The organism is Rugamonas rivuli (genome assembly GCF_009380165.1).
GTDB lineage: Bacteria > Pseudomonadota > Gammaproteobacteria > Burkholderiales > Burkholderiaceae_D > Rugamonas > Rugamonas rivuli.
Genome location: NZ_WHUF01000006.1, coordinates 264,827 through 286,111 on the forward strand (window position 1 = coordinate 264,827; position 21,285 = coordinate 286,111).

Consider the following 21,285-nt stretch of genomic DNA (forward strand, 5'->3'; position numbering starts at 1 on the left):
CGCCGGCAGTTCTTGCCGACTGCGCGGCTTAGAAGTTGTGGTGGATACCGAGGCTGTAGAAATTCAGCGTGGTAGCTGCCTTCTTGTTCGAGGCATCGACATACAGGTAGGTGCGGGCCGACAGGTTGTAGTCGTAGCCGACCGACGTTTGCTTGGTCTTGGCCAGGGCTGGGTTGCCCAGGCTGTTGTCCGGGGTCTTCTGGCCGTAGCCGAAGCGCACCAGGCCGGCGCCGACGGTGTAGTTGGCGCCCAGCAGCCATGCCTTGGTGATCGGATTGATCAGGGTGCTGCTGGCCTGGTCTTGCTTCTGGTACGAACCCATCAGTTTCAGGTCGTTGACCGGTTTGAACGACGCGCCGACCGACCACAGTTTGGTTTCGATGGCGTTTTTCTCGTAGGCGGCGTAGGCGGCGAACGGGCCGCTGGTGGCGGTGGCGCTCAGCGAGTAAGCCGTGGTCAGCGGTGCGGTGTTGGCCGGGAATTGCGGTGCGGCCGCGGTACCCTTGCCGATGATGACAGGATTGTTGTTGGCTTCCTTGGCCGAAACGGTGGCGTTGAACTGGAAGATGTCGGCGATCACCGGGGTGTTATAGAACACGGCGTTCGAGAAGCGGTTGTTCGAGTTGCCCAGCTGGCTCAGCGGATCGCTGGTGTAGCCGGCCACTTGCAGGTCGGTCTGGTAGCCGGCGATGGCTGGCATGCCGCTCCATGGTTCGAAGGCGGTGCTGGTTTCCTGGAAGGCGGTCAGGCCACGGCCCAGGCGCACGGTACCGAAGTCGCCCTGCAGGCCGACACGGCTCTGGCCCTGGAACAGCGGACGGCTGTTGGCGCCGGAAGTGTTTTCAATCGTGCCGGTGTCCGGCTCGTAGCGGATTTCCAGCTGGAAAATGGCTTTCAGGCCGCTGCCCAGGTCTTCGACGCCTTTGAAACCGAGTTTGTTGTTGTCACGCTTGCCGACCATGGTGGTGGTGCCAGTGCGTTTGGAAATGCCAGCATCTACAGTGCCATAGATGGTCACGGACGATTGCGCGTATGCGCCAGCAAATACGCCCATGAGAGCCAGAGCCACTAAAGATTTTTTCATTTGAGTTATTCCTTTATGAGTGAACATGCATACTTCCAAAGCTAGCGGGTCGCATACTTCGACCCTCGGATGATAGGAACCTTAATATCTGACCGGGTCGAACACGCTGGATTGGTTGATTATGACGGCTAGTTTTGGTCGAAAGCCAAAGAAACCGGGCTTCTTGTTGTATTTTTGAAACGCTTGATACGCAGGCCATTCCTGCCTGTTTTCCTATTATTTCCTTTCATTCAGGCATCAAAACAGCTCTAGCGTACAGGGCGGAGCGGGGTGGGGCGCTTGTGCGAAATCAAAGCCGCCCGCAGATTATTTAGGGTGTGGCGCGGATCGCACGCTACACTCATAAGTAGCAACGGTCGCCGGAACCTGCACAGACAGCGTAGCAGCACCGCCCGCTCCATGAATCGGACTAATAGTGAGACGATGGCTAATCGCGAAGAATTAGGGATCATCAGGGGGGCCCGCGCGGGAGACGCGGTATGCCAGCTGGCGTTGGGCAAGCTCTACCTGTTCGGCGGCGCCAGCTTGCCGCTCAGCCTGCCTACTGCGCTGCACTGGCTCAACCGCGCCGCCCTGCAGGAGCAGGATGAAGCCTGGATGTTGATCGGCAGCTACGTTCCTTTCGAACACGCCCAGCACTGCCTGCCGGCCGTGCTGTCCTGGTACGACCGCGCCTACGATGCCGGCGTCGAACAGGCCGGCCTGGTGCTGGCGCAACTGGTACTGAATCAAGCCGCGTCGCCGGCGGCGCGGCACGAAGCGTCGCATTTGCGCGACAAGGCGCTGCAGGCGCTGGAGACGGCCGCCCGCGCCGGCTCGGCCGAGGCGCAATGGCTGCTGGCCCACCAGGCCGGCGCGCAGCCGCCGTCGGCCGCGTCGCCGGCGCCGCAGCCGTCCAGGCGCGGCCTGGGCAGTCCACCGTCGCACCGGGCCAGCGCCCGCCAGCAGTGGCTGGCACGGGCGGCAGACAGCGGCCTGGCCGCCGCCCAGTACGCGGTGCTGGAACAAGCCTGGCACGGCGACCGTGCGGCGTTTTTACAACGGGCGCTGCCGCTGGCGCGCAAGTTGCTGGCCGACGCCCCGGCCGACGCCGAAGCGGCCCGCGCTGCCGACTGGCCGCTGGCGGCAGCCCAGCTGACCTTGCTGGCGCGCTGCGCCGAGCTGTACGACCAGCATCCCGGGCACCGTACCGAATTGCATCACTGCCGCGAACTGGCCGCCTACGGCGGCGACCGCCACGCGCAGCTGGCGCTGGGCTTGTGGTTTGCCCGCATGGACGGCGACGGCAAGCGGCAGGTGGACGGCATCGCCGCCGTCAACTTCAAGCGCGCGATACGCTGGCTGACGCAGGCCGGCGAGCAGGGCCTGGCCGAAGCCTGGTACGCCTTGTCGCGCATTTATCTGAAGCCGGAGTTTTCCCAGCGCAGCGTGGCCGAGGCCCAGGGCTACCTGGAGCGGGCGGCCGACATGGGCCATGGCCTGGCGCAGCTGGAATGCGGCATGTATGCCTGGCGCAACCGCCGCACCGACGAGAACAGCGACGTCCGCGCCGCCTACTGGCTGCAGAAGGCGGCGGCCCAGGGCTGCGAGGAAGCCGAGGCGGCGCTGGCGCGCATCGGCGCCGCGCCCAAGGCATCGGCCTGGGCCGACGCGATTCTCGGCGGCATGCCGCGTGAAGTATTGGAAAGCCAGCCCTTGCTGGCGGCGCGGCTGGAGCTGGCCGGCTTGTTCGGCCTGAGCCGGGCGGAGGCGCTGCTGCTGGATGTGAAGGCGGCCGACCAGGGCCATTGCCTGGTGGTCGACATCCGCGCCAGCTACGGCCGCAGCAAGCGGCGCCTGATCCTGCTGCGCACCGCGCGCGCGCGGCAGGCGCTGGATCGCATCGGCCGCCTGTTCGACCAGCTCGACAACGGCCCGGACGGCCCGGAAGGAAATTACCGCCAGCGCCTGTACCGGCTCAAAACCTGGGGGACGCCGGCCGAAGACCGGCTGGCGGCCTGAGTTGGCATTGGCGCCGGCTTAAATCTCGATCTCGCCTTCGAACACCGTCACCGCCGGGCCGGTCAGCAGCACCGGCTGGCCCACGCCTGCCCAGCTGATCGACAACTGGCCGCCGCGCGCATCGACGCGCACCGGGCTGTCCAGCAGGCCGCGGCGGATGCCGGCCACCACGGCCGCGCACGAACCGGTGCCGCAAGCCAGGGTTTCGCCGACGCCGCGCTCGAACACGCGCAGCCGGATGTGGCCGCGGTCGACGATCTGCATGAAGCCGGCGTTGACGCGGTTGGGGAAGCGCGGATGGTGTTCGATCAGCGGGCCGGTCAGCTCGACCGGCGCGGTGTCGACATCGTCGACCACCTGCACCGCGTGCGGGTTGCCCATCGAAACCACCGACATCAGCACGCTCTCGCGCGCGCCGCCCAGCTCCAGCACCAGCGGCCACAGCATATCGTCGGCCTGGCGCTCGCCGTGCAGGCCGTCGGCGTCGAAAGGCACGCGCTGCGGTTCCAGCACCGGGGCGCCCATATCGACGGTGATGCTGCCGTCCAGCTCCAGGCGCGGCGCGATCACGCCGGCCTTGGTTTCCACGGTGATGCTGCGCTGCGCGGTCAAGCCTTTTTCCGAGACGAATTTGACGAAGGCGCGCGAGCCGTTGCCGCACTGCTCGACCTCGCCGCCGTCGGCGTTGAAGATGCGGTAGCGGAAGTCGCAGCCCGGCTGGGTAGGCTTTTCCACCAGCAGGATCTGGTCGGCGCCGACGCCGAAGCGCCGGTCGCCCAGCAATTTCCATTGCGCGGGCGAAAAGTCGATGTGCTGGTTGATGCCGTCGATGACCACGAAGTCATTGCCGGCGCCGTGCATTTTGGTGAATTTGAGTTTCATCTGTGCCTGTGTTTACTTGGAACGCTGGTACAGCGAAGGTTCGCCGTTCGGGCGCGTCTTGAATCGTTTGTGCGTCCAGAAATATTCGGCCGGGGCTTCGCGCACGCGTTCCTCGATGAACTCGTTCATGCGGCGGGTGGCGGCGACCATGTCGGGACCAGGGTAATTGTCCCACACCGGATAGAATTTCACACGCCAGCCCTGGTAATCGGGCAGGAAGGTGGCGATCACCGGCATCACCTGGGCGCCGGTGGTGGCGGCGATGCGGGCGGTGGCGGTCAGCGTGGCCGCCTCGATGCCGAAGAAGGGCACGAACTCGGCATCCTTTTCGCCGAAGTCCATGTCCGGCAGCATGAAGTAGGGCAGCTTGTCGCGCAGCGCGCGCAGGATGGGCTTGATGCCGTCCTGGCGGGTGAACAGCTTGACCGGCTTGAAGCGGGCGCGGCCGGCGCGCAGCACCCGGTCGAAGGTGGCGTTCTTTTGCTGCACATACATAGACGAGGCGCTGGCCACCATGGCGATCGAGGCGCCGGCCACGTCCAGGCAGACGAAGTGCGGGCACAGCAGGATGGTCGGCCTGGACGTCATTTCTTCCACCGGCACCGGGCCCGGCTCGACCTTGATCAGGCGCTTCAGCCTTTCCTCCGACGCCCACCACAGGATGCCGCGCTCCCACACGCTGCGCGAATATGCCTGGAAGTGGCGGCGGGCGATGTCGGTGCGCTCGGCCTCGCTCAGCTCCGGCATGCACAGGCGCAGATTGGTCAGCGTGATATGGCGGCGCGAACGCATCACCAGGAACAGCAGGCTGCCGACGGCGTCGCCGAAGCGGCCCAGCACCGGCAGCGGCAGCCAGTGCAGCAGCCACATAATCCCCAACAGCAGCTTCATGCCTGTTCTCCCGCCGTGGGCGCCGGGCTGGGCGCGTCTATGCCGGCCGGCACCTTGTAGCGGTTGTAGCTCCAGAAATACTGGCTGGGACTGCGCGCGATCAGGCGCTCCATGGCGTGGTTGATGGTCTGGGCCTGGTCGGCGGCGCTGCCTTCCAGCGTGCCGTCGAAGGGCACGAAGCGGATCACATAGCCGCGCCCGGCCGGCAGGCGCTCGGCGTAGGTGACGATGATGGTGGCGTCGCCCAGCTGCGCCAGCTTGGCGGGCAGCGTCATGGTGTAGGCGGCGCGGCCGAAGAAGCTGGCCCACACGCCTTCGCCTTCCTGCGGCACCTGGTCCGGCAGCAGGCCGATCGGCTTGCCTTTCTTGAGGCATTTGGCCAGCATGCGCACGCCGGACATATTGGCCGGCGCCAGCAGCAGGTTGTCGCGCGCGCGGGCGCCCTCGATCAGCGGCTTCAGCGCGGCCTTCTTGGGCGGGCGGTACATCACCATCAGCTCGGTGCGCAGGGCGATTTCCTGCGCGACGATTTCAAAACAGCCCAGGTGGGGCGTCAGGAACACGATGCCGCGGCCGGCGTCCAGCTCGGCCTGGACGATGGCCCAGTTCTCGTCGCTGGCGTGGCGCGACACGCGCTCGGGCCTGGCGCACCAGATGAAGGGCAGTTCGACGATGCTCTTGCCGGCCTCGGCGATGGCGGCCGACAGGTGCTGGGAATAGCCTGCCTGCGCCAGATTGTCGCGCATGCGGCGGCGATAGGATGGCGAACTCAGGTAGACCAACCAGCCCAGCACGGTCCCCAGCGCGTGCAAAAACGGCAAGGGGAAGATTGAAAGAAATCGAAAAATTGGAACAAGCATGAGTAATTCGTCTAATAGAAGGAGATTTTGGCCTCTGTTGCCGTGCCAAAATTTTTTAAGAAGCGTAAAATACCACGTATGAAGGATCCGCTGAGTTAACAGACAACTTGCGAAGCGGAATATAAATGTCGCTAAAGCGTCGCAAGCCGTATTGGTTAGCGACAAAACATTCTCAACCAGTATCAGGAGCTTGCGATGTCAAACGATTATCTTTTCACTTCCGAATCCGTGTCCGAAGGCCACCCGGATAAAGTAGCCGACCAAATTTCCGACGCGATTCTGGACGCCATCCTGGCCCAGGATCCGAAAGCCCGCGTTGCCGCCGAAACCTTGTGCAACACCGGCCTGGTCGTGCTGGCCGGTGAAATCACCACCCACGCCAACGTTGATTATATTCAAGTTGCGCGCGAGACCATCAAACGCATCGGCTACGACAACACCGAATACGGCATCGACTACAAGGGGTGCGCCGTGCTGGTGGCCTACGACAAGCAGTCGCCGGACATCGCCCAGGGCGTGGACGAAGGCGCGGGGATTGATCTGGATCAAGGCGCCGGCGACCAGGGCCTGATGTTCGGCTACGCCTGCGACGAAACTGCCGAGCTGATGCCAGCGGCGATCCACTACGCGCACCGCCTGGTCGAGCGCCAGTCGCAGCTGCGCAAGGATGGCCGCCTGCCATGGCTGCGTCCGGACGCCAAATCGCAGGTCACGCTGCGCTACGTCAACGGCCGCCCGGTGGCGGTGGACACCGTCGTGCTGTCGACCCAGCACGCGCCGGAAATGCAGCACAAGCAGATTGAAGAAGCGGTGATCGAAGAGATCATCAAGCAGGTCCTGCCGCGCGAGTGGCTGGTCGACACCAAATACCTGGTCAACCCGACCGGCCGCTTCGTCATCGGCGGTCCTCAGGGCGATTGCGGCCTGACCGGCCGCAAGATCATCGTCGACACCTACGGCGGCGCCAGCCCGCACGGCGGCGGCGCGTTCTCGGGCAAGGATCCTACGAAAGTGGACCGTTCGGCCGCCTACGCCGCCCGCTACGTGGCCAAGAACGTGGTGGCCGCCGGCCTGGCGCGTCAATGCCAGGTGCAGGTCAGCTACGCCATCGGCGTGGCCCGTCCGATCAACATCACGGTCTACACCGAAGGCACGGGCGTGATTCCGGACGAGAAGATCGCCGCGCTGGTGATGGAGCATTTCGACCTGCGTCCGAAGGGCATCGTGCAGATGCTGGACCTGCTGCGTCCGATCTACGCCAAGACCGCCGCCTACGGCCACTTCGGCCGCGAAGAGCCGGAATTCACGTGGGAGCGCACCGACAAGGCCGCCATCCTGCGCGCTGCAGCCGGCCTGAAGTAATCGCTGTCCTCTGAATCAAAACGCCCCGGCCTGCGCCTGCAGCCGGGGCGTTTTGTCATTTGGGCCGCAGCGGTGGCGGCGGCGGTGGATTGGGCGGCAGATATTTGTCGCGCTGGTTGTCCCTGTTCATGCTTTCCTCCTGATGCCACAGTTATTTGCCCGACCGGCTGGCGTCCAATTTCTGCTGGGTTTTCACCCGCAGGCGTTCAGTCAGCAGCAGGTCGTAAGGGAATTCGGCCATATCGATCTTGTAGCGTTCCCGCAATGCCAGCAATTTTTCCTCGAAGTCCGCGATGGAGAATCCTGCGTTGATTTTCATGCGGATAATCAGCGAGTCGATGTCGGCCCGCAGCGAGGCCAGGGTGCTGACCGAGGTCGCATGAACCTTGAGCCGTTGGGCGACCGAGAGTTCCTTGGACACGATCGCGAGCAAGGCGCTGACCGAGGTAAACAAGGGCCACAAAAAAGTATAGTCGCTATTTTTCCAGAATACGAGGCCGGTGAGCGCGGCTCCGCCGGATGAGATCGCCACGGTGATCTTGGTAATGCTGTCCAGCCATACCCAGCGCGCCAGCAGCGCCGTTTCGAGATCCTCGGTATAGCTGACGTTGTACTGCAGGTGGTGGGCTTCATTCCAGATTGCATCGCGTGGGTCGGTTGCCATGGCGCGCTCCGGGCAAAAAGATCACTATAGGCTGTCGGTATATGGTCTATTTGCGCAGTCGCAAAGTAGAATTTCTTGCGCCTGTCATACGCAACGGTGCTAAAATGCGCCTTCCGAGGAGCGTTGCGACGAATCACGAATTCGCCAGGCTCGGAGTCCCAAACCGCGCTCACGTTACTTTTTTCAACACATGAAAGGAGGGCGTGATGAACGCCGTACTCAAATCCGCACAAGACTACCTGGTAGCCGACATTTCCCTGGCCGCCTGGGGCGACAAAGAAATCAAGATTGCCGAAACTGAAATGCCGGGCCTGATGGCGATCCGCGAGGAATTCGCCGCATCCCAGCCGCTGAAAGGCGCGCGCATCACCGGTTCGCTGCACATGACCATCCAGACCGCCGTGCTGATCCAGACGCTGGAAGCGCTGGGCGCCAAGGTCCGCTGGGCTTCGTGCAACATCTACTCGACCCAGGACCACGCCGCCGCCGCCATCGCCGCCGCCGGCACCCCGGTGTTCGCCATCAAGGGCGAAACCCTGGACGAATACTGGGACTACACCCACCGCATCTTCGAATGGCCAGCCGACGCTTCGGGCAACGCGGTCTACTCGAACATGATCCTGGACGACGGCGGCGACGCCACGCTGCTGCTGCACCTGGGCGCGCGCGCTGAAAAAGATATCTCGGTCCTGGCCGCACCTGGCTCGGAAGAAGAGATCTGCCTGTTCAACGCCATCAAGGCCCATCTGGCGATCGACCCGTCGTGGTACTCCAAGCGTCTGCCGCACATCCTGGGCGTGACCGAGGAAACCACCACCGGCGTGCATCGCCTGTACCAGATGCACAAAGAAGGCAAGCTGGCCTTCCCGGCGATCAACGTCAACGACTCCGTCACCAAGTCCAAGTTCGACAACCTGTACGGCTGCCGCGAATCCCTGGTCGACGGCATCAAGCGCGCCACCGACGTGATGATCGCCGGTAAAGTCGCCGTGATCGCCGGCTACGGTGACGTCGGCAAGGGCTCGGCGCAAGCCATGCGCGCGCTGTCGGCGCAAGTCTGGGTCACCGAAATCGATCCGATCTGCGCACTGCAGGCCGCGATGGAAGGCTACCGCGTCGTCACCATGGACTACGCAGCAGAACACGGCGACATCTTCGTCACCTGCACCGGCAACTATCACATCCTGACCGAGAAGCACATGCTGGCCATGAAGGACCAGGCCATCGTCTGCAACATCGGCCACTTCGACAACGAGATCGACGTCGCGTCGCTGAAGAAGTACACCTGGGACAACATCAAGCCGCAAGTCGACCACGTGATCTTCCCGTCGGGCAAACGCATCATCCTGCTGGCCGAAGGCCGCCTGGTCAACCTGGGTTGCGGCACCGGTCATCCGTCGTACGTGATGTCGTCGTCGTTCGCCAACCAGACCATCGCCCAGATCGAGCTGTTCGCCAACACCGACAAGTATCCGGTTGGCGTGTACGTGCTGCCTAAGCACCTGGACGAGAAAGTGGCGCGCCTGCAGTTGAAGAAACTGAACGCGCAGCTGACCGTGCTGACCGAAGAGCAAGCGTCGTACATCGGCGTGTCGCAAGCCGGCCCGTACAAGCCAGACCACTACCGTTATTAATCTGCCGGTATGAAGCGGGGCCGGCGGAATCGCCGGCCCTGTTTTTATCCAGTCCTTTTTTGCAGCGAGTTCACTTTATGCGTTTGGTCCTTACCTGGTTAATCAATGCAATTGCCTTGCTGGCAGTTCCCTACCTGATGCATTCCGTCGATGTCACAAGCATAGGCGCAGCCCTCGTCGCGGCTCTTGTACTGGGCCTGGTCAATACGCTGATACGCCCCGTGCTGTTGTTGCTGACGTTGCCCGTGACCGTGGTGTCGCTGGGCCTGTTCATCTTCATCATCAACGGTTTCATGTTCTGGCTGGTCGCCCAATGGGTGGACGGCTTCCACGTCGATAGCTTCGCGTCGGCGATCGGTGGCGCACTGTTGTACAGCGTGATTTCCTGGGCCCTGTCTACCTTACTTTTGAAGAAGTCAGATGGCTAATCATAATTTCAGTATCGAATTCTTTCCGCCCAAGACGGCGGAGGGTGCGGAAAAGCTGCGCATCACGCGCGCCAAGCTGTCCGAGCTCAAACCCAAATATTTTTCCGTGACCTTCGGCGCCGGCGGCAGCACGCAGCGCGGCACGCTCGACACTGTGGTGGAAATCCTGGCCGCCGGTGAAGACGCCGCTCCCCACCTGTCCTGCGTCGGCGGCACGCGCGAATCGATCCGCGAGATCCTCACGGAATTCAAGTCGCACAACATCAAGCGCATCGTCGCGCTGCGCGGCGACCTGCCGAGCGGCTACGGCGCGGCCGGCGAGTTCCGTTACGCGAACGAGCTGGTGGAGTTCATCCGCCAGGAGACCGGCGAATGGTTCCACATCGAAGTGGCGGCCTATCCGGAAGTGCACCCGCAGGCCAAGTCGCCGCAGGACGACCTGCTGGCGTTCGAGCGCAAAGTGAAGGCCGGCGCCAATGCCGCCATCACCCAGTACTTCTACAACGCCGACGCCTACTTCCAGTTCGTCGAGCAGACCCGCAAGCTTGGCATCGACGTGCCTATCGTGGCCGGCATCATGCCGATCACGAACTACACGCAGCTGATGCGCTTCTCCGACATGTGCGGCGCCGAGATCCCGCGCTGGGTGCGATTGAAGCTGGCCAGTTTCGGCGACGACAGCGCCTCGATCAAGGCCTTCGGCCTGGACGTGGTGACGGCGCTATGCGAACGCCTGCTGGCGGGCGGCGCCCCCGGCCTGCACTTCTACAGCATGAACCAGGCCGCGGCCACTACCGCGTTGTGGCAGCGTCTAGTTCCGTGATGATGCGGTCCAGCGCCACGTCGTGACCGTCGCTGTCGAACTGTATCTGCAGGCACTGGTAGGCTATCCCCAGTGTCTGCGGACGCGGTGAGCGCGCCAGCGTGCGGTCGTAGAAGCCGCCGCCGTATCCCAGCCGGTAGCCCTGCGGATTAAACCCCAGGCACGGCACCAGCAGCGCCGGCGGATACGCCTGCTGCAAGCGCAGGTCGGCCGGCACCGCCACCCCCATCGCATCCTTGACCATCGCCTCGCCGATGCGCCATTCGGCAAACTCCAGCGCCGCATGTTTTTCCACCACCACCGGCAGTAGCAGCCGCGCGCCCAGGCGCTCCAGCTCCGCGTAGGCCGGCTGCAGATCCGGCTCGTCGCGCAGCGGCCAGTACACGCCCAGCGCCGCCGGCCGCGCGGCCTGCCACCATGCGATCACCTGTTCGCCGATCTCGCGGTCCCACGCGGCGCGTGTGGAGGCATCCAGCGCGCGCCGCGCGGCCAGCAATTGCTTGCGTAAATCGGCCTTCGCCATAGGGGCCGGGGCTGGTGGTTCCGTCGTGGCGCGTGGTATTCTAGGGTCGCTGGTCATAGGTTCAGATTTTCAAGACTTTAGAGAGTTGCACATTGATTTCCGCTTTGAAATGGATAGCCGGCGCCGCCGCGATGACCGCCGTGGCATTGACCTCCCTGGCCCACGCCGACGACCTGGGTGACGACGGCCGCAGGGCGGACGACTCCTTCCTGCTGCTGCGCGACGCCGTGCGCCAGGACGACGCCTCCAAGGCCGATTTCTACGCCGCGCGCCTGGGCGATTATTCCATTCCGTCTTACGTCGATTATTATCGGCTGAAACCGCGCCTGAAAGATGCCTCGTACGCCGAAATCCGCGATTTCATGAAGCGCTACGACGGCCAGGCCATCGTCGACCGCCTGCGCAACGACTGGCTGCTGGACCTGGGCCGCAAGCGCGACTGGGCCACCTTCGACGAGCAGCTGCCGCTGTTCGTGCTGAACGACGACACCCAAGTCAAATGCTACGCGCTGCAATCGCGCGCGCTCAAGGGCCAGAAGGTGGCCGGCGAAGCGCGCGAGCTGCTCACCGCGCCGAACGGCTACGGCGAACCGTGCGCGGGCCTGATCGCCACGCTGTACCAGGCCGGCCAGTTCAACATCGACGACCTGTATGCGCAGCTGCGCCTGTCCGGCGAGTACAACGCCACCGGCCAGGCCCGCCGCATCGCCGCGCTGTTGGGCGGGAACGAGAAGAAGGCGGTGCAGGCGGTCGACCTGCCGGCCATCGCGCTGGCCAAGGGCGTGGGCAGCGGCCGTGTCGAACACGAGATCTACATCGTCGCCATCGGCCGCATGGCCAAGACCAGCACCAAGCTGGCGGTGCTGGCGCTGAACAAGGCCTCCTCCAAACTGAGCCCGCAGGAGCAGCAGGAAGCGTGGGCCGCCGTGGCGCTGCAATCGTCATATTCGCTGTCGCAGGAGACCACCGAGTACTGGCAGAAATCGAACGGCGCCGCGCTGTCTATCGACCAGATTCAATGGAAGACCCGCATCGCGCTGCGCAACGGCGACTGGAAGCAGGTGGAGAAGAACATCCGCTCCATGCCGTCGTCGCTGCGCGCCGATCCGGCCTGGGTCTACTGGCTGGGCCGCTCGCTGATGGTGCAAGCCGGTTCTATCCAGGCCACCGGCGAAGCGATGCAGCTGTTCCGCAGCATCGCCGACCAGTCCAACTTCTACGGCCAGCTGGCGCTGGAAGAAACTGGCAAGCTGATTACCATCCCGCAGCCAGGCCTGCCGATCGGCCAGTCCGAGGTCGCACCAATTGCGGCCAACCCGAACTTCCAGCGCGCCATCAAGTTCTTCAGCATGCGCCTGCGCTTCGAAGGCACGCGCGAATGGAACTGGGGCCTGCGCGGCCTGAGCGAACGCGAACACCTGGCCGCCGCCGAATTCGCGCGCCAGAACAATATCCTCGACCGCATGGTCAACACCTCGGACCGCACCCGCATCCAGGTCGACTACACGCAGCGCTTCCCGTCGCCGCACATCGATATCATGCATCCGACCACGCAGACGCTGGGCCTGGACAAGGCCTGGGTGTACGGCCTGATACGGCAAGAGTCGCGCTTCATCATGGACGCGCAATCGCACGTCGGCGCCTCGGGCCTGATGCAGGTGATGCCGTCCACCGGCCGCTGGGTCGCCAAGAAGATCGGCCTGGCCGACTTCGCGCAGGACATGCTGAGCGACGTACGCACCAACATCCTGCTGGGCGCGAACTACCTGAACATGGTGCTCGGGAATATGGACGGCTCGCAGGTGCTGGCCACCGCCGCCTACAACGCCGGGCCGGGCCGCCTGCGCTCGTGGCGTTCGACGCTGGTCAAGCCGATGGACAGCGCGGTCTTCATCGAATCGATCCCGTTCGTCGAAACCCGCACCTACGTCAAGAACGTGATGTCGAATACGACCTACTACGCGGCCCTGTTCGAAGGCCGCCCGCAATCGTTGAAGGCGCGGCTGGGCACCGTCGCGCCGCGCGGCTACACCGAACAGGAACAGCAGGAGTCGAGCTTCGGCTCGCGCTAAACACCACACCAACCTTGGACGCATCATGCAGACCACACAACTTGATCCCAGCCTGTCGCAAACCCTGGCCGCCGCGCGCGAGCCAGGCCTGACGCTCGTCATCGGCAACAAGAACTATTCGTCGTGGTCGATGCGTCCGTGGGTGGCGATGACCGCCTTCGGCATCCCGTTCCAGGAAGTGCGCGTGCTGCTGGACCAGGACGACACCGCCAACCGCATCTGCGGCTACTCGGCCAGCGGCCGCGTGCCGGTGCTGCTGGCCGGCGAGATGACGATCTGGGACAGCCTGGCGATCTGCGAATACCTCGCCGAGCAGTTCCAGGAACTGCATCTGTGGCCGCAGGACGTGGCCGCGCGCGCGATGGCGCGCTCGGTCTGCGCCGAGATGCACGCCGGCTTTGCCGACCTGCGCACCTCGATGTCGATGAACATCCGCGCCAGTTATCCGGGCAAGGGCCGCACCAACGGCACCCAGGCCGACATCGGCCGCATCAGCGAAATCTGGGAGGAGTGCCTGTCCCGCTTCGGCCACCACCAGTTCCTGTTCGGCGATTTCTCCATCGCCGACGCCTACTACGCACCGGTGGTGCTGCGCTTCCGCACCTACGGCGTATCGCTGGCGCCGGCGCTGGACGCCTACTGCCAGCGCGTGCTGGCCCATCCAGCCGTGGCGCGCTGGGTCGATGAGGCGATGGCCGAAACCGAAACGGCGCCCAAGCACGACGCCGAAATGCCGGACTGACGACCATGCAGATTTATGTAGTCGGCGGCGCCGTGCGCGATGAACTGCTTGGCCTGCCGGTCAAGGACCACGATCACGTCGTCGTCGGCGCCACACCGGACGACATGCTGGCCAAGGGCTTCCGCCCGGTCGGCAAGGACTTCCCGGTGTTCCTGCATCCGAAGACGCAGGAAGAATATGCGTTGGCCCGCACCGAACGCAAGACCGCGCCGGGCTACAAGGGTTTCGTGTTCCACACCTCGCCCGACGTCACGCTGGAAGACGACCTGGTACGCCGCGATCTGACCATCAACGCCATCGCCCGCGCGGACAACGGCGCGCTCACCGACCCATACGGCGGCAGGCGCGATCTGGAGCTGCGCATATTCCGCCATGTCTCCGAAGCGTTTGCCGAAGACCCGGTGCGCATCCTGCGCGTGTCCCGCTTCGCCGCCCGCTTCAGCGAGTTCCGCGTGGCGCCGGAAACCAATGCGCTGATGCGGCAGATGGTGGAGCAGGGCGAAGTCGATGCGCTGGTGCCGGAGCGCGTGTGGCAGGAACTGGCGCGCGGCCTGATGGAGCACAAGCCATCGCGCATGCTGGAAGTACTGCGCGACTGCGGCGCGCTGGCGCGCATCCTGCCGGAGCTGGACGTGCTGTGGGGCGTGCCGCAGCCGGAGAAGTGGCATCCCGAAATCGACACCGGCATCCACATGCTGCAGGTGATCGACTGCGCGGCGGAAGCGGGCCACGAACTGGCCACGCGCTTCGCCTGCCTGATGCACGACCTGGGCAAGGGCGCAACGCCGCCGGAGCACTGGCCGGCGCACCACGGCCACGAAGGCCTGGGCGTCAAGCTGGTGGAGCAGGTGTGCAAGCGCCTCAAAGTGCCCACGGAATGCCGCGACCTGGCCGTGATGACAGCGCGCGAGCACGGCAACGTCGGCCGCGCCTTGCAGCTGCGGCCCAACACCATCGTCACTTTGTTCGAACGCTGCGACGCCTTCCGAAAGCCGGCGCGCTTCTCGCAGATGCTGCTGGCGACCGAATGCGATTCACGCGGCCGCATCGGCCCGAGCGTCAGCTTCCGCGACGCGCCCTTCCCGCAATTGGTTTACCTTGAAACGGCACTTGCGGCGGCACGCGGCGTCAACGCCGGCGAGATCGCGCAAGGCTGCGCGGCCAACCCGCAGCGCATCCCGGAGCTGGTGCATCGCGCCCGGGTGACGGCGGTGAAAGTGGCGCTGCGTGCCGGCGACGCCGACGGCGAGGACGAAGCGGGCATGCCGATATCATGAGCTCCATCGACCTGTTCCAGAATCCGCTGCGCCGTTGGGGCAAGGATGGCAAGCGCCGTCCGACGGTGCTGGTCAAGGAGCTGCGCGAGCGCGATCGGCGGCGCATGGTCAAGCATTTCATCGGGCTGGAAGACAGCGATCGCCTGCTGCGCTTCGGCACCGTGCTGCCGGACGAGCAGGTGGAGAACTACGTCAACCGCATAGCCTTCTCGCGTGACATGGTGTTCGGCGTGTACAACCGCATGTTCAAGCTGGTGGCGGTAGGCCACCTGGCGTTCGCGCCGCGTGATGAGTCCAAGAGTGCCATCACCGAGAAGGACAGGGTGGCGGAGTTCGGCGTATCGGTCAGCCGTTCGGCGCGTGGCCTGGGCATCGGCTCCAAGCTGTTCGAACGCGCCGCCATCCACTGCCGCAACAACGATGTCGACACGTTGTACATGCACTGCCTGTCGTCCAACAAGACGATGATGCACATCGCGAAAAAAGCCGGCATGGAAATCCATCGCGACTACGGCGAGGCGGACGCCTATCTGAAACTGCTGCCGGCCAATCCGGCCAGCATGCTGCAGGAAGCGCTGGACGAGCAATTCGCCACGCTGGACTACACCCTCAAAGCCAACAAGCGCATCGCCGCAAAATGGTTCGATCGCCTCACCGGCCGAAAATAAATCTCTCTCCGTTAGAACCTTTGCTGCGCGGCCGGGTATGAACGGTCGGACAAGATACGCAACCGGCAGTAGAACCCACTAATCCCGTGTCGTCGATGACTTATTTTTGCAGCACGCAGTTGCTGGCGCCGGACTTCGCCGTCTGCTTACGCTTGCTGTTGCTCTCGCCTGCGCTGGAGGAGTGTGTGTTCAGGGCCGGGCTGCAGGAATGGATGATGCGCCAGCGACCGTCGGCGCGGTCTGGGCCCGTACTGATGTCGGCGGCGGCTTTCGGCTTGCTGCATCTGGGCTCCGGCTGGCAGCATGCGCTGGCGGTGCTGGCGCCGGGACTGGCGCTGGCGCTGCTCTACCAGCGCAGCCGAAGCTGGACTTGGTGCGCGCTGGCACACAGCGCCATGAATGCCTTTGCGATCTCTGTCTGCGGCTTATAGATCAATTTTCAGATCAAACTTCAGGAGAGTGTCATGACAGGCTTGTTATCAAGGGTATTCCGGCTGCGATGGACTGCGGTCCTGCTGGCCGGTGTGATGGGGCCGGGCGCCAACGCGGCCGATGCCTTGAACGGCAAGAGCCTGTATCTGAACGGGCCGGTGGGCGGCGGTGCTTCGTGCACCACCTGCCACGGTGCCTCGCCGGCGAATAACGTCAACAATATCCAGGCGGCGGCCAACCAGCCGTCCGTCATCCAGAACGCCATCGCCGCCAACAAGGGCGGCATGGGTGGACTGTACAACGGCAAATTCAGCGCGGCGGAACTGGCCGACCTGGCGGCCTTCATCGGCAACCCCAATGTGGTCGCGGCGCCGGCAGCCTCGCTGGCGCCGGCCAGCCTGACCTTCAGCGGCACCACGATAGGCCAGACTGCCGGTCCGCTGGCCGCCACCTTGAGCAATACCGGCAATGCCGCACTCAATATCGGCACCATCTCCATCGGCGGCGCGGCGGCGGGCGATTTCAGCGTTGCCGGCGGCACTTGCGCCAACGGCGTCGCCGTCGCGGCGGGCGCCAGCTGCACCGTGCAGGCCAGCTTCAAGCCGACGGCTGCGGGCGCACGAGCGGCTTCGCTGACCATCACGCATAACGCCACCGGCGGCAGTAGCAGCGTTGCGCTCAGCGGCACCGGCAACGCCACGCCGCAGGCCACCATCGCGCTGTCTGCGGCCAGCGTCAATTTCGGCACGCTGTTGACGGGCACTCCGTCGCTCGTATCGACCATCACGGTCAGCAACAGCGGAACGGCCGCGCTGAACTTCACTTCCATCGCGCTTGGCGGCGCCAATGCCGGCATCATCACGCAAGGCGGCAGCTGCGCCGTCGCCGCGCCGGTGCCGGCGGGCGGCAACTGCACGGTGACGCTGCAAGCGCTGCCCGTCGCTGCGGGCGCCTTCACCGCCAGCCTGACGCTGGCTTCCAATGCGTCCAACGGCAATGCGACGGTCGGCGTGTCCGGCGTGGCTGCCACGCCAGCACCGGCGTTGACGGCGACGCCGTCGGCCATCGCTTTCGGCTCGCAGACCATCGGTGCGGCCGCAGTGGCGCAAACGGTCACGCTGGCCAACACCGGCAATGTCGTCATCAGCTTCAGCAAGATCGGCTTGAGCGCGGCCAGCGCGGCCAGCTTCAGCCTGGGCGCCAGCGATTGCGGCGCAACCCTGGCGGTGGGCGCCAGCTGTGCGGTGCCGGTGCGTTTCGCTCCGACGGCGGAAGGCGCGGTATCGGCAGCGTTGGCGGTCAGCTCGAACGCGACGGCGCTGCAGGTCGGCATCACCGGCACGGGCACCAAGCAGGCCACGGCGACGCCGGTGCTGTCCGAAACCGGTCCGATTGTTTTCGCCGATACGCAGGTCGGTAGCAGCGCGGCGGCACACACGACGACACTGTCCAACAGCGGTAACGCCTCGCTGACCATCTCCACGCTGACGCTGGGCGGCAACCAGCCGGGCGACTTCGTCCTCGGCGGCAGCTGCGTGGCCGGCGGTACGGTCGCTCCCGGCGGCAGCTGCACGCTGACCACGGCGTTGAAGCCCACCGCCGCAGGCGCGCGCAGCGCAGACCTGCTGCTGGTGACGGACAGCGGCGCGCAATTCCACCTGGCCTTGAGCGGCAACGGCGTCGCCGTCGTCATCACCACGCCGTCGCTGACGATTGCGCCGCAGAGCTTTGATTTCGGTGCCGTCGTTATCGGCGCCACTTCGCCGACGCGCCGCTTCACGCTGACCAACAGCGGCAGCGCCGCCGTCACGCTGGCCAGCACCGCCTACACCGGCCCTTTCGCCGCCGTGGCGGACAGCACTGGCTGCGCGGCCTTCCCGGTCACGCTGGCGCCTGGCGCCTCGTGCGATCTGGTGGTGAGCTACACGCCGGTCAATGCAGGCAGCAACAGCGGCAGCGTGGCGATACAGTCCAGCGTCGCCGGCAGCAGCTGGACCATCGCGCTGAGCGGCCAGGGCACGGCAGGTGCGGCCAATGCCGCACCGTCGAACCGGGGTGGCGGTGGTTGCTCGGCATCGGACGACGTCAACGATCCGATGATGGTGTTCCTGGTGATCGCAGCGGCTATCGCCATCGGCTGGCGCCGTCGTCAATCGAAACGCATTGGAGGCTGACATGAAACCGATCTCGATCGCAATGCTGCTGGCCGCCGTGCTCAGTGCCGCTCCGGCCTGGGCGCTGGAAAAGGGTAGCGCCGCACCGCAGTTCGATCTGCAAGGATTGGACGGCGCGGTGAAGCTGGCCAGGCTGCAGGGCAAGGTGGTGTACGTGGACTTCTGGGCTTCGTGGTGCGGTCCCTGCCGGCAGTCCTTCCCGTGGATGAACGAGATGCAGGCCAAGTACGGCGCCAAGGGCCTGCAGATCGTCGGCGTCAACGTCGACGCCAACAGCGCCGATGCGCGCCAGTTCCTGACGACGACGCCGGCGCGTTTCGCCATCGGCTTCGATCCGCAGGGCGCCACGCCGCGCAGCTACGGCATCAAGGGCATGCCGAGCAGCGTGTTGATCGGCCCGGACGGCAAGGTGCTGCTGGAGCATTCAGGCTTCCGCGAGGCCGACCGCGCCGAGCTGGAAAGCAAAATTCAAAACGCATTGGGAGCCGTCAAATGAAAACGCTGCTGCTGATCGCACTGACCGCCGGCCTGTCCGGCTGCGCCTCGCTGGGTAATGTGCAGCCCTGGGAAAAGGGCACGCTGGCGCGCACCGAGATGACGTTTAACGACGGCCATATGTTCACACGCTTCGACGACCATATCTACACCAGCCGCGAGGCTTCGTCCGGCGGCGCCGGTGTGGGTGGCGGCGGTTGCGGCTGCAATTGAGGACCACCATGACGAGTAACGAAGACAAGGTATCCGGGCGCGGCCTGGCCGCCTCCATCATGACGGCGGCGATGCTGCTGCCCGGCGTGCAGGCGCATGCCGAAACGCCGCCGGCCAACGGCAGCATCACGCTGGGCTATTTGAACTACAAGGACAGCCAGTCCGGCCTGGACCGCATCACCGTGCATTCGCCGTCGGTGGCGATCATGGCGCCGGTGGCGGGCGTGTGGAGCATCGGCGCATCGCTGGTGTCGGATGATGTGTCGGGCGCTTCGCCGCGCTATCACACCGCCATCTCGGGCGCGTCGCACATGCAGGACCACCGCACGGCGGGCGATGCGTCGGCCACGCGCTACTTCGAACGGGGCACTGTGACCGTCGGCGCGGCCTATTCGACCGAACATGATTACGTGTCGCGCGCGTTGTCGCTGCAGGGCAGCCTGGAAAGCGAGAGCAAGAACACCACGTGGAGCGTTGGCATTGGCCACTCGGATGATCGCATCGACCCGGTCAACAAGATCGTCAGCAACGAGAAGAAGCGCACCAGCAGTCTGCTGCTGGGCGTGACGCAGGTGCTGACCGCCAACGACATCGCGCAACTGACGCTGACGCACGGCCAGGGCGAAGGCTATTTCTCCGATCCGTACAAGGCGTTCGACAATCGCCCGCGCAGCCGCAACGAGACCACGCTGCTGGCGCGCTGGAACCATCATCTGGCATCGACAGGCGGCACCAGCCGGCTGTCCTACCGCTACTACCGAGACAGCTTCGGCGTGCGCGGGCATACGCTGGGCGCAGAGTATGTGCAGCCGTTGTCGCAAGGCTGGACGGTGACGCCGGAGGTGCGGCTGTATTCGCAGAGCGCGGCCAGCTTCTACTACGATCCGGTGTACGACGCCAAGCTCGGGGCGCCGTTCCCGCCCGGGTACAACGGTAGCGGCTATATGTCGGCCGACCAGCGGTTGTCCGGTTTCGGTGCGGTGACGTTGGGGCTCAAGGTCAGCAAGCAGTTGGATAAGCTGTGGTCCGTCGACGTGAAGGCGTCGGCGTACCAGCAGCGCGGCAGCTGGCGGCTGTTCCATGACGGCAGCCCGGGTCTGGATGCGCTGCGGGCGCAGACGATACAGATAGCGATCAACCGGCAGTGGTAAAAGCAAAATGGTAGATGCAATCCACCGCACCACGTTCGAGGCCATGGCCAGCCGCTGTGAATTGCGGTTCGCCGCACCGGACGCGCACATGGCGGCGCTGCTGGCGCAGCAGGCCATGGACGAGGTGCGGCGCATCGAGACCAAGTATTCGCGCTATCGGCCGGACAGCATCGTCTCGCGCATCAACGCGGCGGCAGGCAAGCAGGCGGTGCGTTGCGACCACGAGACGATGTCGCTGATGGGATACGCGGCGGCGCTGCACGGCGCCAGCGAGGGGCTGTTCGACATTACCTCCGGCGTGCTGCGGCGGGCCTGGGATTTTCGTAAGCCCGTGGTGCCGCGCAAGGAGGTGCTGGAGCCCTTGCTGGCGCTGGTCGGCTGGGACAAAGTCGATTGCGGAGTGGAGGACGTGTCGCTGCGGCTGGCCGGCATGGAGATCGATTTCGGCGGCTTCGGCAAGGAGTATGCGGCGGACCGCGCGGCGGCGCTGCTGGCCGATGCCGGCGTGCGGCATGGCTACGTGAACTTGGGCGGCGACATGCGTTTCATTGGCCCGCGCCTGAACGGGCAGCCGTGGAGCATCGGCATCCAGGATCCGCGCGATCCGGATAGCGTGATCGCCAGCATCCCGGTCAGCCAGGGAGCGCTGGCCACCAGCGGCGACTACGAGCGCTACTTCGAATTGGATGGGCAGCGCTACTGCCACATCCTCGATCCACGTGACGGCATGCCGGTGCGTTACTGGCGCTCGGTCAGCGTGCTGGCGCCGACGGCGACTGCGGCCGGCAGTTGTTCGACTATCGCGATGCTGAAGCAGGAAGATGGTTTGAGTTTTTTGAATGCGTCGGACATGGGGTATCTGGTCGTGGACGATCAGGGGCAGATGCTGTTCAGGGATGTTTGAATAGG

Annotated in this window: 21 protein-coding genes and 1 riboswitch; of the genes, 15 read left to right on the plus strand and 6 right to left on the minus strand. The window is 64.8% G+C overall.

Annotated features, from left to right (window positions below; translation table 11 throughout):
• Nucleotides 1-28 precede the first annotated feature (28 nt).
• Nucleotides 29-1,084: a porin gene (locus GEV01_RS22800; protein ID WP_152807796.1), complete on the minus strand. Its 1,056-nt coding sequence runs from the start codon at nt 1,082-1,084 to the stop codon at nt 29-31.
• A gap of 423 nt (nt 1,085-1,507) precedes the next feature.
• On the opposite strand from GEV01_RS22800, the gene GEV01_RS22805 reads away from it, so the two are divergent.
• Nucleotides 1,508-3,085, plus strand: coding sequence for an SEL1-like repeat protein (locus GEV01_RS22805; protein WP_175023189.1), 1,578 nt, complete (start codon nt 1,508-1,510; stop codon nt 3,083-3,085).
• 18 nt (nt 3,086-3,103) lie between these two features.
• On the opposite strand, the gene dapF is transcribed toward GEV01_RS22805, so the two are convergent.
• Genes dapF through GEV01_RS22820 form a run of 3 tightly spaced genes read right to left on the minus strand, consistent with a single transcriptional unit; the run spans nt 3,104 to nt 5,718 of the window.
• Entirely contained in the window at nt 3,104-3,967 is an 864-nt protein-coding gene (dapF, locus tag GEV01_RS22810; RefSeq protein ID WP_152807798.1) for a diaminopimelate epimerase, read from the minus strand.
• A gap of 12 nt (nt 3,968-3,979) precedes the next feature.
• The gene (locus GEV01_RS22815) at nt 3,980-4,858 is read right to left on the minus strand and encodes an LpxL/LpxP family acyltransferase (protein ID WP_152807799.1); all 879 of its coding nucleotides are present in this window, start codon (nt 4,856-4,858) and stop codon (nt 3,980-3,982) included.
• Entirely contained in the window at nt 4,855-5,718 is an 864-nt protein-coding gene (locus tag GEV01_RS22820; RefSeq protein ID WP_152807800.1) for a lysophospholipid acyltransferase family protein, read from the minus strand. The genes GEV01_RS22815 and GEV01_RS22820 overlap by 4 nt, the downstream gene beginning before the upstream one ends.
• Nucleotides 5,719-5,913: 195 nt before the next feature.
• Here GEV01_RS22820 and metK point away from each other — a divergent pair, with 195 nt between their 5' ends.
• Entirely contained in the window at nt 5,914-7,080 is a 1,167-nt protein-coding gene (gene metK, locus GEV01_RS22825; protein WP_152807801.1) for a methionine adenosyltransferase, read from the plus strand.
• Between the two features lie 151 nt (nt 7,081-7,231).
• Here metK and GEV01_RS22830 read toward each other — a convergent pair whose 3' ends face one another.
• Nucleotides 7,232-7,744, minus strand: a complete 513-nt coding sequence (locus GEV01_RS22830) for a hypothetical protein (RefSeq protein WP_152807802.1) — start codon at nt 7,742-7,744, stop codon at nt 7,232-7,234.
• Nucleotides 7,745-7,853: 109 nt separating this feature from the next.
• A riboswitch (S-adenosyl-L-homocysteine riboswitch) is annotated at nt 7,854-7,922 on the plus strand.
• 28 nt (nt 7,923-7,950) lie between these two features.
• On the opposite strand from GEV01_RS22830, the gene ahcY reads away from it, so the two are divergent.
• The 3 genes from ahcY (at nt 7,951) to metF (ending at nt 10,629) form a co-directional block, all read left to right on the plus strand.
• Nucleotides 7,951-9,378, plus strand: coding sequence for an adenosylhomocysteinase (gene ahcY / locus GEV01_RS22835; RefSeq protein WP_152807803.1), 1,428 nt, complete (start codon nt 7,951-7,953; stop codon nt 9,376-9,378).
• A gap of 77 nt (nt 9,379-9,455) precedes the next feature.
• Entirely contained in the window at nt 9,456-9,806 is a 351-nt protein-coding gene (locus GEV01_RS22840) for a phage holin family protein (RefSeq protein WP_026334838.1), read from the plus strand.
• A complete protein-coding gene (gene metF, locus GEV01_RS22845; RefSeq protein WP_116993742.1) occupies nt 9,799-10,629 on the plus strand; it encodes a methylenetetrahydrofolate reductase [NAD(P)H] in 831 nt (276 codons plus the stop codon). The genes GEV01_RS22840 and metF overlap by 8 nt, the downstream gene beginning before the upstream one ends.
• Here metF and GEV01_RS22850 read toward each other — a convergent pair.
• On the minus strand, nt 10,598-11,152 hold the full coding sequence (locus tag GEV01_RS22850) for a 5-formyltetrahydrofolate cyclo-ligase (protein WP_152807804.1): 555 nt from the start codon (nt 11,150-11,152) through the stop codon (nt 10,598-10,600). The genes metF and GEV01_RS22850 overlap by 32 nt on opposite strands.
• A 92-nt stretch (nt 11,153-11,244) precedes the next feature.
• Here GEV01_RS22850 and GEV01_RS22855 point away from each other — a divergent pair, with 92 nt between their 5' ends.
• From GEV01_RS22855 to GEV01_RS22900, 10 genes are all read left to right on the plus strand, one after another.
• Nucleotides 11,245-13,224 (plus strand): lytic transglycosylase domain-containing protein, encoded by a 1,980-nt coding sequence (locus GEV01_RS22855; protein WP_152807805.1) that lies wholly within the window; start codon nt 11,245-11,247, stop codon nt 13,222-13,224.
• Nucleotides 13,225-13,249: 25 nt separating this feature from the next.
• On the plus strand, nt 13,250-13,966 hold the full coding sequence (locus tag GEV01_RS22860) for a glutathione S-transferase family protein (RefSeq protein ID WP_152807806.1): 717 nt from the start codon (nt 13,250-13,252) through the stop codon (nt 13,964-13,966).
• Between the two features lie 5 nt (nt 13,967-13,971).
• On the plus strand, nt 13,972-15,243 hold the full coding sequence (locus GEV01_RS22865; RefSeq protein WP_152807807.1) for a multifunctional CCA addition/repair protein: 1,272 nt from the start codon (nt 13,972-13,974) through the stop codon (nt 15,241-15,243).
• Nucleotides 15,240-15,911, plus strand: a complete 672-nt coding sequence (locus GEV01_RS22870; RefSeq protein ID WP_152807808.1) for a GNAT family N-acetyltransferase — start codon at nt 15,240-15,242, stop codon at nt 15,909-15,911. The genes GEV01_RS22865 and GEV01_RS22870 overlap by 4 nt, the downstream gene beginning before the upstream one ends.
• Nucleotides 15,912-16,006: 95 nt before the next feature.
• A complete protein-coding gene (mrtJ, locus tag GEV01_RS22875) occupies nt 16,007-16,342 on the plus strand; it encodes a JDVT-CTERM system glutamic-type intramembrane protease MrtJ (protein ID WP_152807809.1) in 336 nt (111 codons plus the stop codon).
• A gap of 33 nt (nt 16,343-16,375) precedes the next feature.
• Complete coding sequence (locus GEV01_RS22880; protein ID WP_152807810.1) at nt 16,376-18,517, plus strand: choice-of-anchor D domain-containing protein; 2,142 nt, start codon at nt 16,376-16,378, stop codon at nt 18,515-18,517.
• 1 nt (nt 18,518) lies between these two features.
• Complete coding sequence (locus GEV01_RS22885) at nt 18,519-19,013, plus strand: TlpA family protein disulfide reductase (protein WP_152807811.1); 495 nt, start codon at nt 18,519-18,521, stop codon at nt 19,011-19,013.
• Entirely contained in the window at nt 19,010-19,225 is a 216-nt protein-coding gene (locus GEV01_RS22890) for a DUF4266 domain-containing protein (RefSeq protein WP_152807812.1), read from the plus strand. Before GEV01_RS22885 ends, GEV01_RS22890 begins: the two co-directional genes overlap by 4 nt.
• 8 nt (nt 19,226-19,233) lie before the next feature.
• A complete protein-coding gene (locus tag GEV01_RS22895; protein ID WP_152807813.1) occupies nt 19,234-20,376 on the plus strand; it encodes a DUF3570 domain-containing protein in 1,143 nt (380 codons plus the stop codon).
• A gap of 7 nt (nt 20,377-20,383) precedes the next feature.
• The gene (locus GEV01_RS22900; protein WP_152807814.1) at nt 20,384-21,280 is read left to right on the plus strand and encodes an FAD:protein FMN transferase; all 897 of its coding nucleotides are present in this window, start codon (nt 20,384-20,386) and stop codon (nt 21,278-21,280) included.
• Nucleotides 21,281-21,285: the final 5 nt, after the last annotated feature.

Bases quoted from the DNA above. Each gene is read 5' to 3' on its own strand.
- GEV01_RS22880 (WP_152807810.1), top strand. From the start codon at position 16,376: ATGACAGGCTTGTTATCAAGGGTATTCCGGCTGCGATGGACTGCGGTC.
- dapF (WP_152807798.1), bottom strand. From the start codon at position 3,967: ATGAAACTCAAATTCACCAAAATGCACGGCGCCGGCAATGACTTCGTG.
- ahcY (WP_152807803.1), top strand. From the start codon at position 7,951: ATGAACGCCGTACTCAAATCCGCACAAGACTACCTGGTAGCCGACATT.
- GEV01_RS22830 (WP_152807802.1), bottom strand. From the start codon at position 7,744: ATGGCAACCGACCCACGCGATGCAATCTGGAATGAAGCCCACCACCTG.
- GEV01_RS22870 (WP_152807808.1), top strand. From the start codon at position 15,240: ATGAGCTCCATCGACCTGTTCCAGAATCCGCTGCGCCGTTGGGGCAAG.
- mrtJ (WP_152807809.1), top strand. From the start codon at position 16,007: ATGACTTATTTTTGCAGCACGCAGTTGCTGGCGCCGGACTTCGCCGTC.
- GEV01_RS22800 (WP_152807796.1), bottom strand. From the start codon at position 1,084: ATGAAAAAATCTTTAGTGGCTCTGGCTCTCATGGGCGTATTTGCTGGC.
- GEV01_RS22900 (WP_152807814.1), top strand. From the start codon at position 20,384: ATGGTAGATGCAATCCACCGCACCACGTTCGAGGCCATGGCCAGCCGC.
- GEV01_RS22820 (WP_152807800.1), bottom strand. From the start codon at position 5,718: ATGCTTGTTCCAATTTTTCGATTTCTTTCAATCTTCCCCTTGCCGTTT.
- GEV01_RS22840 (WP_026334838.1), top strand. From the start codon at position 9,456: ATGCGTTTGGTCCTTACCTGGTTAATCAATGCAATTGCCTTGCTGGCA.
- GEV01_RS22815 (WP_152807799.1), bottom strand. From the start codon at position 4,858: ATGAAGCTGCTGTTGGGGATTATGTGGCTGCTGCACTGGCTGCCGCTG.
- GEV01_RS22890 (WP_152807812.1), top strand. From the start codon at position 19,010: ATGAAAACGCTGCTGCTGATCGCACTGACCGCCGGCCTGTCCGGCTGC.
- GEV01_RS22860 (WP_152807806.1), top strand. From the start codon at position 13,250: ATGCAGACCACACAACTTGATCCCAGCCTGTCGCAAACCCTGGCCGCC.
- metF (WP_116993742.1), top strand. From the start codon at position 9,799: ATGGCTAATCATAATTTCAGTATCGAATTCTTTCCGCCCAAGACGGCG.
- GEV01_RS22895 (WP_152807813.1), top strand. From the start codon at position 19,234: ATGACGAGTAACGAAGACAAGGTATCCGGGCGCGGCCTGGCCGCCTCC.
- GEV01_RS22885 (WP_152807811.1), top strand. From the start codon at position 18,519: ATGAAACCGATCTCGATCGCAATGCTGCTGGCCGCCGTGCTCAGTGCC.
- GEV01_RS22850 (WP_152807804.1), bottom strand. From the start codon at position 11,152: ATGGCGAAGGCCGATTTACGCAAGCAATTGCTGGCCGCGCGGCGCGCG.
- GEV01_RS22865 (WP_152807807.1), top strand. From the start codon at position 13,972: ATGCAGATTTATGTAGTCGGCGGCGCCGTGCGCGATGAACTGCTTGGC.
- GEV01_RS22805 (WP_175023189.1), top strand. From the start codon at position 1,508: ATGGCTAATCGCGAAGAATTAGGGATCATCAGGGGGGCCCGCGCGGGA.
- metK (WP_152807801.1), top strand. From the start codon at position 5,914: ATGTCAAACGATTATCTTTTCACTTCCGAATCCGTGTCCGAAGGCCAC.